At 63.6% G+C, this 15,939-nt stretch carries 15 protein-coding genes; 6 read left to right on the top strand and 9 right to left on the bottom strand.

Features of this window, described 5'->3' with window-relative positions; translation table 11 throughout:
- Window positions 1-52 precede the first annotated feature (52 nt).
- The gene (locus tag ACFWYE_RS19915; RefSeq protein WP_379113759.1) at window positions 53-883 is read left to right on the top strand and encodes an alpha/beta hydrolase; all 831 of its coding nucleotides are present in this window, start codon (window positions 53-55) and stop codon (window positions 881-883) included.
- A 7-nt stretch (window positions 884-890) separates the two neighbouring features.
- Here ACFWYE_RS19915 and ACFWYE_RS19910 read toward each other — a convergent pair whose 3' ends face one another.
- The 5 genes from ACFWYE_RS19910 to ACFWYE_RS19890 are packed head-to-tail and all read right to left on the bottom strand — an operon-like array spanning window position 891 to window position 4,494.
- Window positions 891-1,391, bottom strand: coding sequence for a V4R domain-containing protein (locus tag ACFWYE_RS19910; RefSeq protein WP_379113757.1), 501 nt, complete (start codon window positions 1,389-1,391; stop codon window positions 891-893).
- Window positions 1,388-2,149, bottom strand: coding sequence for an HpcH/HpaI aldolase/citrate lyase family protein (locus ACFWYE_RS19905; protein WP_379062233.1), 762 nt, complete (start codon window positions 2,147-2,149; stop codon window positions 1,388-1,390). Before ACFWYE_RS19905 ends, ACFWYE_RS19910 begins: the two co-directional genes overlap by 4 nt.
- 13 nt (window positions 2,150-2,162) lie before the next feature.
- Window positions 2,163-2,693: a flavin reductase family protein gene (locus ACFWYE_RS19900; RefSeq protein WP_379062230.1), complete on the bottom strand. Its 531-nt coding sequence runs from the start codon at window positions 2,691-2,693 to the stop codon at window positions 2,163-2,165.
- A complete protein-coding gene (locus ACFWYE_RS19895) occupies window positions 2,693-3,787 on the bottom strand; it encodes an LLM class flavin-dependent oxidoreductase (RefSeq protein WP_379113756.1) in 1,095 nt (364 codons plus the stop codon). The genes ACFWYE_RS19900 and ACFWYE_RS19895 overlap by 1 nt, the downstream gene beginning before the upstream one ends.
- Window positions 3,784-4,494, bottom strand: a complete 711-nt coding sequence (locus tag ACFWYE_RS19890; RefSeq protein WP_379062224.1) for a GntR family transcriptional regulator — start codon at window positions 4,492-4,494, stop codon at window positions 3,784-3,786. The genes ACFWYE_RS19895 and ACFWYE_RS19890 overlap by 4 nt, the downstream gene beginning before the upstream one ends.
- Before the next feature lie 281 nt (window positions 4,495-4,775).
- On the opposite strand from ACFWYE_RS19890, the gene ACFWYE_RS19885 reads away from it, so the two are divergent.
- From ACFWYE_RS19885 to ACFWYE_RS19875, 3 genes are all read left to right on the top strand, one after another.
- Window positions 4,776-5,990 carry a pyridoxal phosphate-dependent aminotransferase gene (locus ACFWYE_RS19885; protein ID WP_379113755.1) on the top strand — a complete coding sequence of 405 codons (1,215 nt, stop codon included), beginning with the start codon at window positions 4,776-4,778 and terminating at the stop codon, window positions 5,988-5,990.
- Between the two features lie 70 nt (window positions 5,991-6,060).
- Window positions 6,061-6,858 carry an ABC transporter substrate-binding protein gene (locus tag ACFWYE_RS19880; RefSeq protein WP_379113754.1) on the top strand — a complete coding sequence of 266 codons (798 nt, stop codon included), beginning with the start codon at window positions 6,061-6,063 and terminating at the stop codon, window positions 6,856-6,858.
- Between the two features lie 205 nt (window positions 6,859-7,063).
- On the top strand, window positions 7,064-7,738 hold the full coding sequence (locus ACFWYE_RS19875) for an amino acid ABC transporter permease (protein ID WP_379062215.1): 675 nt from the start codon (window positions 7,064-7,066) through the stop codon (window positions 7,736-7,738).
- Between the two features lie 81 nt (window positions 7,739-7,819).
- On the opposite strand, the gene ACFWYE_RS19870 is transcribed toward ACFWYE_RS19875, so the two are convergent.
- Window positions 7,820-8,575: a YbaY family lipoprotein gene (locus tag ACFWYE_RS19870; RefSeq protein ID WP_379113752.1), complete on the bottom strand. Its 756-nt coding sequence runs from the start codon at window positions 8,573-8,575 to the stop codon at window positions 7,820-7,822.
- A gap of 241 nt (window positions 8,576-8,816) precedes the next feature.
- Here ACFWYE_RS19870 and ACFWYE_RS19865 point away from each other — a divergent pair, with 241 nt between their 5' ends.
- Together ACFWYE_RS19865 and ACFWYE_RS19860 are read left to right on the top strand one after the other, a co-directional pair.
- Window positions 8,817-9,797, top strand: a complete 981-nt coding sequence (locus ACFWYE_RS19865) for a sugar-binding transcriptional regulator (protein ID WP_379113750.1) — start codon at window positions 8,817-8,819, stop codon at window positions 9,795-9,797.
- Window positions 9,798-9,891: 94 nt separating this feature from the next.
- Window positions 9,892-11,949: a bifunctional aldolase/short-chain dehydrogenase gene (locus tag ACFWYE_RS19860; protein ID WP_379113748.1), complete on the top strand. Its 2,058-nt coding sequence runs from the start codon at window positions 9,892-9,894 to the stop codon at window positions 11,947-11,949.
- Window positions 11,950-12,139: 190 nt separating this feature from the next.
- On the opposite strand, the gene ACFWYE_RS19855 is transcribed toward ACFWYE_RS19860, so the two are convergent.
- From ACFWYE_RS19855 to ACFWYE_RS19845, 3 genes are all read right to left on the bottom strand, one after another.
- On the bottom strand, window positions 12,140-13,195 hold the full coding sequence (locus ACFWYE_RS19855) for a substrate-binding domain-containing protein (protein ID WP_101937991.1): 1,056 nt from the start codon (window positions 13,193-13,195) through the stop codon (window positions 12,140-12,142).
- Between the two features lie 41 nt (window positions 13,196-13,236).
- The gene (locus ACFWYE_RS19850; protein WP_379113746.1) at window positions 13,237-14,226 is read right to left on the bottom strand and encodes an ABC transporter permease; all 990 of its coding nucleotides are present in this window, start codon (window positions 14,224-14,226) and stop codon (window positions 13,237-13,239) included.
- A 74-nt stretch (window positions 14,227-14,300) separates the two neighbouring features.
- Window positions 14,301-15,812 carry a sugar ABC transporter ATP-binding protein gene (locus tag ACFWYE_RS19845; protein WP_379113744.1) on the bottom strand — a complete coding sequence of 504 codons (1,512 nt, stop codon included), beginning with the start codon at window positions 15,810-15,812 and terminating at the stop codon, window positions 14,301-14,303.
- Between the last annotated feature and the right edge of the window lie 127 nt (window positions 15,813-15,939).

Genomic DNA, 15,939 nt, shown 5'->3' with positions numbered 1-15,939 from the left:
ATGGTAGAGGCCGAGGATGCCGGCCGGAGCAGGTGGGAGAGGGACAGCGATCATGGTCGTTCACAAGATTGTCGACTGGGACAACGCCTATACCAATGGCGCCAACATTGCCGGAGGCGACCGTTGGCCCGAAGCCTGGGTAGCACCCGCGGCCGCTTATCGCGACGAGCTGACGGCATCTGGCCGCGCGCAGCTCGACATCGCTTATGGTCCGGGAACACGCAACCGGCTCGACCTGTTCCTGCCGACAGGCACGGCGAAGGGGCTCGTCGTCTTCGTGCATGGCGGCTACTGGATGGCACTCGACAAGAGCTTCTGGTCGCATCTGGCGCGCGGCGCCGTCGAAAGCGGCCATGCGGTGGCGATGCCGTCCTATACGCTGGCGCCCGAGGCACGCATCGGCCAGATCTCTGCTGAAATAGGCGCTGCCATAACGAAGGCAGCGGAGCTGGTCGCCGGTGATATCCGTCTGACCGGCCATTCGGCCGGAGGCCATCTGGTCACGCGCATGATCTCGGCGACATCGCCTCTGCCGGAAGCGGTGCGTCGCCGTATCGTCAACACGGTCTCGCTGTCGGGCGTGCATGACCTGCGGCCGATCATGAAGACGGGCATGAACAAGACGCTGAAAATCGATGCTGCCGAGGCAGCGGTCGAGAGCCCGGTGCTGCTGTCGCCGATGGATGGCGCACGGCTGGTGTGCTGGGTCGGCGGTGGCGAACGCTCGGAATTCATCCGCCAGTCCGAACTGCTCGCCAATATCTGGACCGGTCTCGGAGCGTCGACTGGCTTTTACGCCGAGCCGGATCGCCACCATTTCAGCGTCATCGACGGGCTGGTGGATTCGGCGCATCCGCTGACCAGGACCCTGCTCGAAAGCTAGGTTGGTCTCAGACCTGCTGCGCCTCGAAGCGGCAGGCCGGGGCGCCGCAGGCTGCGCATTCGATTTCACGTGCGATGACGACGCCTTTGTCCAGCACCATGCGACCGACTGCAGTGACCATACCTGCAATAGCATGGCAGACCGGTTGTGACGCGGAGCCATAGCCAGTCGCGAAGGGGCTGTTGCGGACGGTGAGTTCAATGCCGCCAGTGCCCCGGGCGAAAGACCAGACGCCCCAGCCGAGGTCAGGCGCGGTGTTGGCCACGGTCGACAAAAGGGCGTCGGCGTCGCCCCCGCCATGTGCCTTGTAGGCACGTGCGCTGTCGCCGCCCATTTCGATCACAGAAGCCGCAAGCGCCTCCAGCGCCTTCTGACGGGCTTCATCATCGAGCCGACGAAACATCCCCATCAGCGCCTCGGGCCGCATCAGCATGTAGCGGCGGCTTTCGTCGAGCACCTGGCCATTGGCGCCATCGAAGTCCAGCCGCTCGCGAAAAGGCGGTTTCACGATGCCGCTCCGGCAAAGTCGCGCACCACGCCGTTGAAGGCGTCTCGCACCACGTCGACATCGGAGGCGAGCACCACGAGGTGATACCCCTCGGCGCGTCGCTCGAGGGCCTTGTCGATGGTGCCGGTGAAGATGCCGCAAGGAACACCGGCGCTGGCACAGGCTTCCTTCACGCGCAGGCAGCCCGCTTCCGTCGCGTCGCCGCCCTTGCCTCGCGCCGCGTAGGAGATGCCGAGATCGCCGGTACCGATCAGCACGAAGTCCAGCCCGGGAGTGGTTACGATCGCATCTGCCTGTTCAACCCCCTCGGCGGTCTCGATCATCAGGCCGACGGCGACGCGGCCTGCCCGTTCGAGATAGGTGCCGAAACCCATGGCCAGTGGCCGCACGCCGCCGCCCGAGCGATGGCCATGCGGCGGAAAACGGGCGGCGGATATCGCCTGTTCAGCCTGTTCGCGGCTCTCGATCAGCGGCACCAGCACGCCGTCGCAACCGGCATCCAGCGCATTGCCGATCGCCGTCGTCGAACCGTCCGCAACGCGCGCGATCACCGGGGCGGCAGCGGCGGCGATGCCGACCGTCGTCTCCAGCGACCGGCGATCCCACAGCCCGTGCTGCAGGTCGATGACAAGCGCGTCGGCGCCGGAATGCGCCGCCATTTCGGTGATCGAGGCATGACCGAGCGTCAGCCAGACAAGGCCGAGCTGTTCTTTGGCGGCAAGTCGGGTCTTCAGCCGGCCGGACAGGACAGGGGACATCGGCTGGTCTCCGTTATTGGCCGTTTAGAGTGAGAAAGCGCCCGTGGGCGTAGAAGATCGGCTCGCGCTCGACGCGGTCGAGCGTCACCCTGGTCACCAGTCCGATCAGGATCAGATGCGAGGCGCGTGCGATGATCTCGCCAACCCGGCATTCGAAAACGGCGCGGGCGCCGACCAGCAGGGGCGCGCCGGTTTCGCCGCGCACCCATGAGCCCGCCGCAAAACGCGCCACGCCCTTGGCGGTTGTCATGCCGCCGAAGACGCGCGCGACATTTTCCTGATCCGCGGCCGGCAGGTTGACCGAAAAGGCCATATCCTGCCGCGTCAGCGAGGCGAAGGTGCTGTTCTTGTGCACGCAGGCGAGTAGCGACGGCGGCTCGGTACTGAACGAGCAGACGGCGGTTGCGGTTAGGCCGAAGCAGCCATGCTCGCCATCCTCTGCGGCCAGAATCGCGACCGCACCGGCCATCGCGCGCATGCCCTGCTTGAAACCACGCGGGTCGACGGTGCCGTGCACGGGCAACGCGCCGGTTGCAGTGTCCATCAGTTCATCCTCAGCCCGGCTTGGCGCATCAGCGGCAGCACGCGGTCGCAGAAGAACGGCAGGTCGTAGGTGTAGTTGACGAAGGAGAGTGCCGCGCCCGCATACCCCTGTTCCATGATGCGGATCAGGTCGTCGACGATCTTCTCCGGCGTGCCGACAAGTGGATAGGTGCCGGCGCCGCCGGCAAAACGCTGTCGGTATTCGGTGAATGCCTTGTCGTCGTGGGAATGCGCGAATTCCTTCTTTTTCTTCATATGCTCGTCGACGGCGCCCTTGTCGGCGAGTTCGAGCGCATAGCGGCGATAATAGTCCTCCGCCTCCTGCTGCGTTTCGCGGCAGACCACGTGGCAGACCGTATAGACGCCGACGTCGCGGCCGACTTCGGCAGCGCGGCTGGCGATGTCGACGACATGGGCGCGGCCTTCCGAGATTTCCGAGAAGGTCGAGAACAGATAGTCGCAATGGCGCGCCGCGTAGTCGCGGCCCGGAGCGCCGAACGCGGCGTTCATCGTCACCGGGCGCGGCGCCTGCAGGCTGGCCGGCCGGCTGACCACGCCCTTGAGGTCATAGAACTCGCCGGCGAAGTCGAACGGTTCGCGCGATTTGTAGGCGCGTTCGATAATGGTGATCCACTCCTCGGCCTGGTCGTAGGTGCGCTCGCCGACTGTCTGGCCGAACATCGCGAACTCGTCCGGGTTCCAGCCGCAGACGATATTGAGGCCGGCGCGGCCACCGGAGATATGGTCGACGGTGGCCAGTGCCTTGGCCGCCTGCAGCGGGTGGACCAGCGGCACATGCACGGTCATGAACAAAGCGATGTTTTCCGTCGCCGTCGCCAGTCCCGCTGCCCAGGTGAAGGTCTCGAACGACCATTCTCGCGCATGGGTGACGCCGCCGAAACCGCGCCAGCGCGCGATCGGCAGCAGGAATTCCAGCCCGGCGCTATCGGCGATGCGGGCTGCGTTGAGGTTGTCGTCCCAGCGCGCACGCCAGCGCTCCGGTGCCGTCGTCATCGCCAGGCCGCCGTCGGCATTCATGGAGAAGACGCCGAGCTTGAACTTGTTCGGGCCCTTGAGTGGATGCGGCTTGATCATAACGATTGTCCCTGGGAACGCCGTCCTTCTTCGCTGGCGGTTTCCAGCGCCCTGGTGAGTGCCACGAAGCGCTCCTCGGCGTGCTGGATGAAGGTTGTCATGTGGTCGAAAGCGGCCATCGAGTCGCGGCTTGCGAAGGCGTCGTAGAGCCTGCGCATGCCGGCAAGCACGACAGCCTGTGTTGGCTGGTGCGTCAGCGTGCCGAGGCGCACGACCTGCACGTGGTCGGCGAAACGGGCGATGGCGGAGGCCAGCCTGTCGTTGTCGACGGCTTCGAGCCACGAGCGGCGGAAGCGGACGTTGGCCTGGAACAGAAGTTCCGCATCGGCGGTCGCGACGGCGTCCTCGGCATCCTTGAGCGCTGCGGCCAGGCGTTCCATGCCGGACGCATCGAGCGTGCGGGCGGCATGAGCGGCGGCACGTGGTTCCAGGCAGCGCCGCACCTCGAAGATGTTGGCGACGTCGGTCGGTGTCAGTGTCGGTAGCATGAAGCCGCGCGTGGTGCCGACGAGATAGCCTTCATGCGTGAGTTGCAGCAGGGCTTCCCTCACCGGCATGCGCGACACACCGAGATTGCCCGCGATCTCCACATCGACCAGCCGGTCGTTGCGACCCAGCGCGCCGCGATGGATGCGGTCGCGGATGTCTTCGTAGATCTGGGCGCGCAGGCTGCCGCCGGAGCCTTTGAACGGTCTCTCGTCAGACATCAGACCTCTCCACAATCAGTATACTGTTTTTGCCCGATTTTCTTGTTGCACGAGTCTGAATGTTCGACCTGTCTGCGACGAGAAATGGCTCAAAACGTCGATTTCCATCAAAGGTAACGCGTATTCCAAGAGAAGTGCAAGCGGTTGGATAAAAAATTTTAGGCTTGAACAGTATACTGTTTCATGCGTTATTGAGTGAGTTGGTTGGACTGAGCCTGCACCGCACGGGAGCTGCGTTCCTGCGCGTCCTTGGCCTGTATGTCGTTGGGAGGGACTGCCATATGACCTTGAGCAGAAGTGGCGCATCCGCCTATCCGGCGAATGTCCGGCCCTTTCCGCCGCTCGAGGGCATTCGCCCGCAAATACAGGACCTGCGCACCGAAAACATCGCCCAGCTGGCCGCCAAGGCGCAGAGCCTCGGCGATGTCATTCCTCTCTGGTACGGCGAGGGCGACATGGTCACGCCGGGCTTCATCATCGATGCCGCCAAGGCGTCGCTCGATGCCGGCCAGACTTTCTATATTCCCAACATGCGCGGTCTCGGTTCGCTGACGACCACGCTTTCCGAATACCAGAGTAGATTGCATGGCCGTCCGATCGCGGTCGAACGCTCGACGGTGACGCCGGGCGGCATGCATGCGGTGATGCTGGCGATGGAACTGCTGGTCGATGTCGGCACCAACGCCGTCTACATCGAGCCGCAATGGCCCAACATCCATAACGCCATCCATCTGGTCGGAGGCGAACCACGACCGGTGGCGCTTGCCTTCGATGGCGAATGGCGGCTCGATCTCGACGCTGTGTTCGCGCGCTGCGATGCCCGAACGCGCGCCATCTTCCTGTCGACGCCAAGCAATCCGCTGGGCTGGACAGCGACGCGCGAGGAGTTGCAGGCACTGCTCGATTTCTCGCGGCGCACCGGCATCTGGATCGTCTCCGACGAGGTCTATGGACGTCTCTATTTCGATGGCGAGGTCGCCCCTTCCATGTTGCAGATCGCCGAGGACGACGACCGTGTCCTGGTGGTCAACTCCTTCTCCAAGGCCTGGGCAATGACCGGCTGGCGTATTGGCTGGCTGTCGCATCCGACCGGTGTCGCCGACCAGATCGCCGCCATGACGCAATATGCCAACAGCGGCACCGCCGCCTTCGTGCAGGCGGGGGCCGAGGCGGCATTGCGCCAGGGCGAGCCGCTGGTTGCCGAAATCCGCGAGCGGGCGAGGCTCGGCCTCGACATCGCCTACGAGGCGCTGGCCAGGCTGGACGGCATCATCCTGCCATCGAAGCCGAAGGGCGGCATGTATGCCTTCTTTGCTTTCGAAGGGCAGGAGGATTCGCGGGAAGCCTGCGCCCGCGTCATCGAGAAGGCACGCGTCGGCCTGTCGCCGGGATACCTGTTCGGCAACGCGTCGCGATCCTTCCTCAGAATGTGCGTGCTGCGCGATCCGGATCAGATCCGGGAGGCCGCCGCCCGCATGGTATCAGCACTTTCATGACGAAGGGTCGCGTCCTGACAGACCCATCCCGCGGCAACGAACCGGCGGGCAAACAGAAGGGGAACCAAAAATGCTTCTCAATCGCCGCAATCTGATCGGTGCTTTCGCGGCGCTGACGATGGGCCTCGGCGCATCGCTGGCACACGCCGAAACGCTGCTGGTGGGTGCCTATCCGGCCAATCCGCCATGGGAAAACAAGCTTGAGAACGGCCAGTTCGAAGGTTTCGAGGTCGACCTCGTCAAGGAGATCGGCAAGCGCATCGGCTCGGACGTCGAAATCCAGGACCTCGGCTTCCAGGCGCTGTTTTCGGCAACCGTTTCCGGCCGTATCGATCTCGCCATCTCCTCGATCACCATCAACAATGATCGTCTGCAGAACCAGGCCTTCACGCAAGGTTATTACGACAGCGACATCGCGCTGGTGGCCAAGAAGGACACGCCGCTGAAGACGCTGGAAGACATGAAGGGCAAGACGGTCGGCGCGATCTCGGCTTCGGTCGGCGAGGCCTGGATCAAGGCCAACACCGAGAAATACGGCATCAAGGAATATCGCGGCTACGACACGCAGCAGAACCTGATCCTCGACGTGCAGTCGGGCCGGCTCGACGGCGCCATCGGCGACATCGCCGGTTTCCAGTTCGCCTTCACCAAGATGCCCGACATGGCGGTGGTGACAGCGATCCCGACCGGCGACAAATTCGGCATCATGATGAAGAAGGGCTCGCCGCTGCTCGAAAAGGTCAACGGCGCCATCGATGCCATCAAGAAGGACGGCACCATGGCAGCGCTTCACAAGAAGTGGCTGGGTGCGGACGCCGCCGCGGATTCCTCCACCAACAAGATCCTGCCCATTCCGCAGGCTCAGTAAGCCGGGCGGGGGCTCGGCCGATGCCGGTGGCGACACGTTGGGCGCTGCCGGCATCGTGTTGTCCGGGAGGCTGCCACGGAGCAGGCCGCCGGGCTACAATTGTGATCAGCGCCAAGCCTGCCAGGACCAACCCTGATTGTCGCAGGATTGCCGGAAGTCCGAGGCTCCCGGCATGCGGCCGTAACGACGCGGACGGATCGTCACGATGGGATTGTTAGAAACCTTCTTCAACTGGGACGTTCTCGTCCGTGCCTTCCCCATGCTGATCCGGGGGCTCGGCAACACGCTGCTGCTCGGTTGCACTGCCATCGTCTTCGGCGGGCTGCTCGGCCTCGGTGTCTGCCTGATGCGGCTCTATGCGCCGAAACCGCTGCGCCTGCTGGCGGTAGGCTTCATCGATATCTTCCGTGCGACGCCGATCCTGGTCGTGCTGATCATGATCTACTACGCACTGCCCTTTGTCGGCATCCGTCTGTCTGCCTTCACCTCGGCAACGCTCGCCCTCTCCATGGTGCTGGGTGCGTTCACGGCGGAGGTTTGTCGCGCCGGCATCGAGAACATCCCCAAGGGCCAGTTCGAGGCCGCAGCGGCACTTGGCCTGCCGTTCTGGACAGCCATGCGCAAGGTGATCCTGCCACAGGCACTGCGCATCGTCGTGCCACCGCTGACCAGCAACGCGGTTTCCATCTTCAAGGATACCGCGCTGGCTTCGGTGGTGGCGATGCCGGACCTGCTCAAGCAGGCGACGGACGCGCAGGCATTGATGGCCAATCCGACGCCGCTGGTTGGCGCGGCGCTCATCTATCTGCTGTTCCTTTGGCCGCTGGTCCGGCTGGTCAGCTGGCTGGAGCAGCGCTCGAAGGCCGATCCGAGGGCGTAAAGCAGGATCCCGCAAATCATGCGGCAATAAAGGAAAAGGGCCGGCCAGGTGAACCCTGGCCGGCCCTTTTGCTGGTGGCGGTCAGCCCATGCGCGCGAGCACCGCTACGGCACGGCCGCGCCTGTCCAGCAAAGTGAGCTTGCGGCGACGCTGGTCGACGCGCCAGCTCCGTGTTTCGCGCAGTGCGGCGTGGAACTTGGTTTCCTGATCCAGGATCGCCGGCGCGCAGGCCATCTGCGTGCTGACCAGCATGCCGAAGCGGATGCGGTTGCCGGTGATGGTCGCCTTGCCGCCGTAACCGTTGCAGCCGCCCTTACCCGACACGGTGCCATTGTCTTCGATCTTGAGCGTGGTCTGCAGGTTGTCGATCACACCGCGGCCGTTGATGTCTTCGGCAAGCCATTCGCCGGCTATGCCGAGTTCGGCGCTCGGTTCGCCCGCGACACGCTCGACGCGGATCTCCGTGTCGTTCGGCCCGCCGTCGAAAACCGTATGGCGCGTCGTGTTGATGAACAGCAGCTGCTTGCCCTGGGTGATCCGGGCCTGCAGTGCATAGGTGCGGCCTTTGCGGATCTGGCTCGAATCGAACGCCAGCCTGTAGCGGATCGGGCTGGCACGAGCGCGCCGGATGACATGGCGGGCGATGGTCTTGGCAGGCGCGTCGGCCAGCGAGATGTCGACCAGCGAAACCTCGACCGTCGAATTCGGCAGCATCATCATCCGTTCGCGATAGGTCACCGTTCCGGTCAGCGTCATGCTTCGCGCTTCGGCCTGCACCGCTGGCAAGGCAAAGGCGACGGCCATCAGTCCGATCATGTGGCGGCGGTTGAGGTTCATCGTGGCAATCCTTTCCGTGGCTGGCCGGTCCTGCTTGATGGTGTGGACCGGCCGGACTGTCTCCCTGTGGTGCTCATAAGAAGCAAGGTATGAACCCTTGCTGAACAGCCTCCGGTTGCAGCTTTGTCGGCATCGACAATCAGGTTACAGTCCTGGGGGAAAAATGCATATTCCAGACGCAACGAGCTTGTTTGACTTTTGTCAGTCGTCGTGAATAATGTCGAAAACGAGATTTCGACCCATGGCGATCCGGGCGGCAGATCAGATCATTCACAAGGCGGCGTGGCTTTACTACACGCACGGGCTTCGCCAGGACGAGGTGGCCAGGAAGCTTGATATCTCGCGCGCTTCCGTCGCTACCTATCTGCGCAAGGCGCGTGAGACCGGCATCGTCAACATCTCCACGTCGACTCAGCTTTTCACCGAGGATACGCTGGCGCGGGAGGTGGAGGATGCGTTCGGGCTCACCACCGTCTGGATCGCACCGCAGGATCGCCAGGCGCTCGATGCCAGCGTGGAAGTACCGGCTCTTGCCGCCGGCGTCTTCCTCGAACTCGTCAATCGCGGCGACCGCATCGGCGTTGCCTGGGGGCGCACCGTTTATGCGGTAGCCGACGTTATGTCCTTTGCCGACCTGCAGGATGTCACCGTCGTGCAACTGTGCGGCAACCTCGGCGCGCCTTATTCGCAGCGCCCCGATCAGTGCACCATGGAGATCGCGCGGCGGCTCAATGCAAAGGGTCTCAACTTCTATGCGCCGCTGTCCCTGAGTTCGGAAAGACTGGCACGTGAATTGCGCGACGAGCCGGTCATCAAGGAACAGCTGTCGCTGGTTGCGCGCTGCGACCTCGCTCTGTTTTCAGTCGGCACCATCGATGCAGAAAGCCACATCGTCAAATGTGGTGCCTTGACCCCTGCCGAAATGTTCGCGTTGCGCGATCGGGGTGCGACAGGCGTCATCGCCGGCCAGCTCATCGACGCCACCGGCAACCTGCTCGACTGCGACTACAACCGTCGTGTCATTTCGGCCGATCTCGCCTCGATGCGTGCCATCCCCAAGCGCATGATGGTGGTGCAGGAGGACAACAAGCTGGAGCCGCTGCAAGCGGCGCTGGCCGGTGGTCTCTGTTCGCACCTCGTACTCCCTGCCGGCATGGCGCGGCGCCTGCTCGATACGCAGGATTCACGCCTGTCGCAAAAGCAAGATCGGCCTGACCTATAAGAATCTTGGAGCATCCGGCGAGCCGAAACGCTCGCCGGATGGCCGGTGCATGCAATCCGACCCTTCTATCCCAATTGAAAATGTGGACGACCCGATGAAAAATCTCTGGAACGACGCCGAAGCCGAAAACGTGGTCAAGGCCTATGCGGCAAAGGGCGTGGGCCGCGATCTGGCGCTGCGGGTCTACACGACGCGGCTGCTCGGCGGCGAGCCGAGGCTTGTCCTGCACGGCGGTGGCAACACGTCGGTCAAGACCAAGGTCACCGATTTCGTCGGCGACGAATGGGACGTGCTCTGCGTCAAGGGCAGTGGCTGGGACATGGCCGTCATCGAACCGCAGGGCCTTCCGGCGGTGAAACTCGGGGCGCTGCTCAAGGCGCGCAAGCTGGATAGCCTGTCGGATGAAGACATGGTCGCGCTGCAACGCGCCAACCTGATCGATCCGTCCTCGCCGAACCCGTCGGTGGAGACATTGCTGCATGCCTTCCTGCCGCACAAATTCGTCGACCACACCCATTCCACCGCGATCCTCGCCATCGTCGACCAGGGCGGCGACAGCGAAGCGCTGTCGAAGAAGGTGTTCGGCGACAAGATGGGTTTCGTGCCTTACATCAAGCCGGGTTTCGATCTCGCCAAGGTCGCCGCCGATGTCTATGACGCCGACCCGAGTGTCGAAGGCCTGATCCTCGACAAGCATGGCATCTTCACCTTCGGCGACGATGCCAGGCAGGCCTATGATCGCATGATCCACTATGTGACGGTGGCCGAGGACTATGTCGCCAGGAATGGCAGCAATCCGCTGAAGCCGGCATCCTTGCCGGCCAGCCTGGCGAAGCCGGAGGAGGTCGCTTCGATGCTGCGCGGCGCCGTCGCGGTCGCCAGGGGCGAGGGCCGCTTCGATCGCATGGTCAGCGATTTCCGCACTTCCGGCGCCATCCTGGAATTCGTCAATTCGGCGGCGATTGCCGACTACGCCGCCGCCGGTGTCTCGACGCCGGACCTGTCGATCCGCATCAAGACCGGGCCGATGGTGTTGCCGGCGCCTGATGCCTCTGATCTCGCCGGCTACAAGGCCGAGATCGGCAGGCGGGTCGCCGCCTACATGGCTGAATACACCCGTTATTTCGAAGAGAACGATGCGCTGGACGACGTCAAGCGCACCATGCTCGACCCGATGCCGCGCCTGTCGCTGGTGCCGGGCCTCGGCATGTTCGGTCACGGCCGCACGCTGAAGGACGCCAGGATCGCTTCGGATGTCGGCGAGATGTGGATCGAGGCGGTCAAGGGCGCGGCCAGCGTCGGCGCCTTCCGTCCGCTCGCCAAGTCCGATCTGTTCCCGCTCGAATACTGGTCGCTCGAACAGGCCAAGCTTGCTTCCAACAAGCCAAAGCCCCTGACCGGCCAGATCGTGCTGGTCACCGGCGGCGCCGGTGCCATAGGTGCTGCCACCGCCAGGGCTTTCGCCCGTGAAGGCGCGCATGTCGTGGTGGTCGACCTGGATGCCGCCAAGGCCGCGGAAGCCGCCAGGGCTGCCGGCAACAGTTCGATCGGTGTCGGCGCGGACATCACCAATCCGGCCGAAGTGCGCGCTGCCTTCGATCAGGCCGTGAAGGTGTTTGGTGGCATCGACATCGTCGTTTCCAACGCTGGCGCTGCCTGGGAGGGCATGATCGCCGACATCGATGACGCGCTGCTGCGCAAGAGCTTCGAGCTCAACTTCTTCTCGCACCAGAGTGTGGCGCAGAACGCGGTGCGCATCATGCGTGAGCAGGGCACAGGCGGCGTGCTTCTGTTCAACGCTTCCAAGCAGGCGGTGAACCCGGGCGCCAAGTTTGGCGCCTATGGCCTGCCCAAGGCGGCGACGCTGTTCCTGTCGCGCCAGTACGCGCTGGAGTATGGTCCGATCGGCATCCGTTCGAATGCCGTCAACGCCGACCGTATCCGCTCCGGCCTGTTGACCGATGCGATGATCGCCAGCCGTTCCACCGCACGCGGCCTGTCGGAAAAGGACTACATGTCCGGCAACCTGCTCGGGCAGGAAGTCACCGCCGACGACGTTGCCCAGGCCTTCCTGCATCAGGCTTTGGCCGAGCGTACCACTGCGGATGTGACGACCGTCGACGGCGGCAACATCGCGGCGGCGCTGCGATAATCGGGTCCCTCTGCCTGCGCAGAGAAATTCGATCGTTCTGAAACAACAATGAGCGTCCATCAGGGCGCTCATTGTTGTTTTGGACATAAGCTGGGGCCCCCGAACAGGCTGCGTACCAGAAGATTGCGCGCAACAAAAAAGAGCAGCCCGCCGAAGCGGGCTGCTCTCATGCTGTCTCTGTCGTCGATGCTTACTTCGCGTTCGGGTTCGGCATCCACTTCGGCATGGCGACATCAGCATGGGCGAATTGCGGCAGCTTGGCTGACAGTTCTTCCATGTTCTTGATGTCCTTTTCGACCAGTTCCTTCTGGGTGATCAGCGTCGGCGGCACGATCACGCTTTTGCCGGGATCTTCACCGGCCAGCAGCTGGGCCAGCGCGCGCACCGAGACCTGGCCGACGACGGCCGGGTTGGTGGCGGCGGTTGCTGCCCAGGCGCTGTCAGGCTCGCGCATCGCCGCGATGTCGGAGGTCGAAATGTCCGCCGAATAGATCTTGACGTCCTTCGACAGGCCGGCTTCGTCCACCGCGATCTTCACGCCCTTGGCGAATTCGTCGTAGGGCGCGAACATCACCTTGATGTCGGGGTTCGCCGACAGCACCGAACGGGCCTGGTTGGCGACCGAGTTGGCGATCGGGTTGTCGAGGGTGCCGAATTGCGCGGCTTCCTTGATGCCTGAATACTTCTTCTTGAATTCCACCCAGGTCTCGTTGCGGCGGTCGAGCGGCGCAATGCCTGCGACATAGACGTAGCCGGACTTCCAGCTTTCGCCATTGTCCTTGATCGCCTGTTCCAGAGCCAGTCGGGCAAGGTCGCGATCCGACTGCTCGATCTGCGGGATCTTCGGGTTCTCGACGTTGACGTCGAAGGCCACCACCTTGATGCCGGCGTCGACCGCGCGCTGGGCGGCTTCCTTCATCGATTCGGTCAGGCCGTGCTGGATGATGATGCCGTTGACGCCAAGTGCGATCGCCTGGTCGACCATGTCGGCCTGCAGGGCCGCGTCCTGCTTGGAATCCAGCACGCGAAGGTCAACGCCGAGCGCCTTGGCCTGCGATTCCACGCCGGCCAGATAGGCCTGGAAGAAGTCACCGGTGGAGAGATAGCGCACCAGCGCGATCTTGACCTGGCCCGGCTTGTCGAACGGCGCCGGCTTGTCTTGCGCCAGCGCTGGCGAAAAGCCCAGCGCCGTCGCGCCGAGCAGGCCGACGGCCAGCTTGGCGAATGTTCTGCGATCGAATTTCATCTAAGTCCTCCGCTTGGTTTTTTAGTCGTTGATTGCCGCAATTACCTTTTGGCCCTGGTCGACAGGGCAAATGTGAAGACGAGCGCGATCACCAGCACTGCGCCCTTCACGAAATCCTGGGTGTAGTAGGGCGCGTTCATCATGGTCAGTCCCTGCAGGAGCACGCCGACGAACAGCGCACCGACAGCAGTGCCGAAGGCGTTGGGCTTTGACGCACCCAGCACGGCAAAACCGATCAACGCCGCCGCCACCGCGTCGAGCAGCAGATTGTTACCCGAGGCGATGTCGCCGCGTCCAAGTCGGGCGGCGAGCAAAATCCCGCCGATTGAGGCGAATATACCGGAAATGACATAGGCCCAGATCTTGTATGCCTTGACAGGCGCGCCGGCGAGTTCGGCTGCACGTTCGTTGGAGCCGACCGCGTACATCATGCGGCCGAAACGCGTGTATTCAAGGAAGAACCAGATCGCCACCGCCAGCACCACCAGCACCACGACGGATACCGGAACCAGGTTCGGTGCGAAGAAATCGAAACGGTAGCGGCCGAGCGCCAGGAAAGCGTCGCTGAACTTGCCGGGCGCGACCGACCCGTCGGGCATGGTCATGCCGGCAGCGATCGAGCGGCCTTCGGTCGGGATGCGCTGCAGGCCGAGCAGCAGGAACATCATGCCGAGCGTCGCCAGGAGATCCGGCACGCGCATATAGACGATGAGGAAGCCGTTGATCAGGCCGATCAGCACGCCGATAGCCAGGCAGGCGAGAACCGCAACCAGCGCATTCTGGTCCAGCACAACCATGACATAGGCGGCCGCCATCATGGCGCTGGTCGCCACGGAACCGATGGAAAGGTCGAAACCGCCGACCACCAGGGTCGCTGTCACGCCGAGTGCCAGGATGCCGGTGATCGCCACCGACTGGAAGATGAACACCGCGCTTTGCGGCGACACGAAGCCATCGGCGGTGGAGGCAAAATAGGCGACCAGTGCCGCGAACAGCACCAGAAAGCCGTAACGCACGGCGATGTCACGCATTTAGGCGCAAACCTCGCTGCTCATGAAATCGCCGGATAGCTGCGCCATTCGCGCCCCCTTTATCGTTATCATTTTCAGGCAGCGCCCCGCGCCGTCTGGCCGGCGACCTCCGCCAGCAGGCGGTCCATGTCGATGCGCTCGTTCCTGTGCTCGCCGACGATCGTGTGCTCGGACATGACCAGGATGCGGTCGGCAGTCTCCAGTGCCTCATCGAGTTCGGTGACGAAGACCAGTGTCGCGCGCCCGGCGGCATTTGCCCTGAGTTTTGCGGCGATATCGCGCCGCGCGGCGATATCCACGCCCTGGAATGGCTCGTCCAGCATGAACAGTGAGGAGGGGTGCGTCATCCAGCGCGCCACCATCACCTTTTGCTGGTTGCCGCCCGAAAGCGTCGACATTTCGTCCTTCTCGGTCCGACAGACAATGCCCAGCTCGCTGATCTGACGGCGGGCGATGGCACGCTCGGTGCGGCGGCGCAGCACGCCGAAAGCCGAAATCCGTTTCAGGAACGGCAGGGTCATGTTCTCGTAGATGTTGAAAGCGCCGACGATGCCGCTTTCGCTGCGGTCCTTGGCCACCAGGAAGGCGCCGGCGCTGATCGCTTCGGCCGGTGTGCGGGGGCTGTAGCCGTGCCCGTTCAGGGCCATGGAACCGCTGAGCGGCTGGCGCAGTCCAAACAGCGTCTCGGCAAGCGCCGTCTTGCCGACGCCGACCAGGCCGGTGATGGCGACGATCTCTCCGTCGCCCAGGGAAAGCGAGATCGGCCTGGCGCCGTCGGCGATCACCAGATTGTCGGCGGCGAAGATCGTCTTGCCGCCCGCATTGGGGGCGAAAGCGCTTTGGTGAATCCTGCGCCCAAGCATGGCATTGACCGCGCCTTCATAGTCGAGCGGCTTGCTGTCGAACGTGCCGACGATCTGGCCGTCGCGCAGCGAGACGATGCGATCGGCCAGCCGGCGGATGTCCGACATGCGGTGCGAGATATAGAGAATGGCGACACCGTGCGATTTCAGCCGGTCGACGAGCGAAAACAGTCGGTTGGCCTCGGCACTGGACAGCGAGGATGTCGGCTCGTCGAGGATCAGCACCTTCGGCTCGTGCGCCATGGCGCGTGCGATCGCGACCATCTGGCGGTCCGCCAGCGTGAGATCCCCGATCGCGGCGCCAAGGTCGATGTCCAACCCCATGCGCTCGGCGACGGCGCGGGCTTCGCGCTGCACGCGGCGCGGGTTGAAGACGAGGGGCTGGCCTTTGCCGCTGAGACGATCCAGCGTCAGGTTGGTGCCGACGTCGAGCGCTGCGACGACGCCGTCATTGATGTTTTGGTGCACGGTGACGACGCCGGCGCGGATGGCTTCTGCCGGAGTTTTCGGCGCGAAGTCGGCGGCGCCCAATGTCATGGCGCCGCCATCACGCGAATAGACGCCGCTGATGACTTTCACCAGCGTCGACTTACCCGCTCCATTGGCGCCCATCAGCACCGTCACCTCGCCTGGATGCAGGTCGAGGCTGACGCCGCCAAGAACTTGGATCGGGCCGAAGGATTTCTTCAGATCCGCGATGCGGAACACGGCTTCTGCGGCCATATTCTCCTCCTTGACCCCGACGCTAGGAACAATCTCGTCATTTGTCAACACGATTGACAAATGACAGAATGGTTCCTAGCCTTTTACCCGTCATGACCGTTCGCTAACAGAAACGGGGACGCGGATC

Source organism: Mesorhizobium sp. NPDC059025, assembly GCF_042739655.1.
Classification (GTDB): Bacteria; Pseudomonadota; Alphaproteobacteria; order Rhizobiales; family Rhizobiaceae; genus Mesorhizobium.
This window is presented reverse-complemented; position numbering and strand designations above follow the sequence as displayed.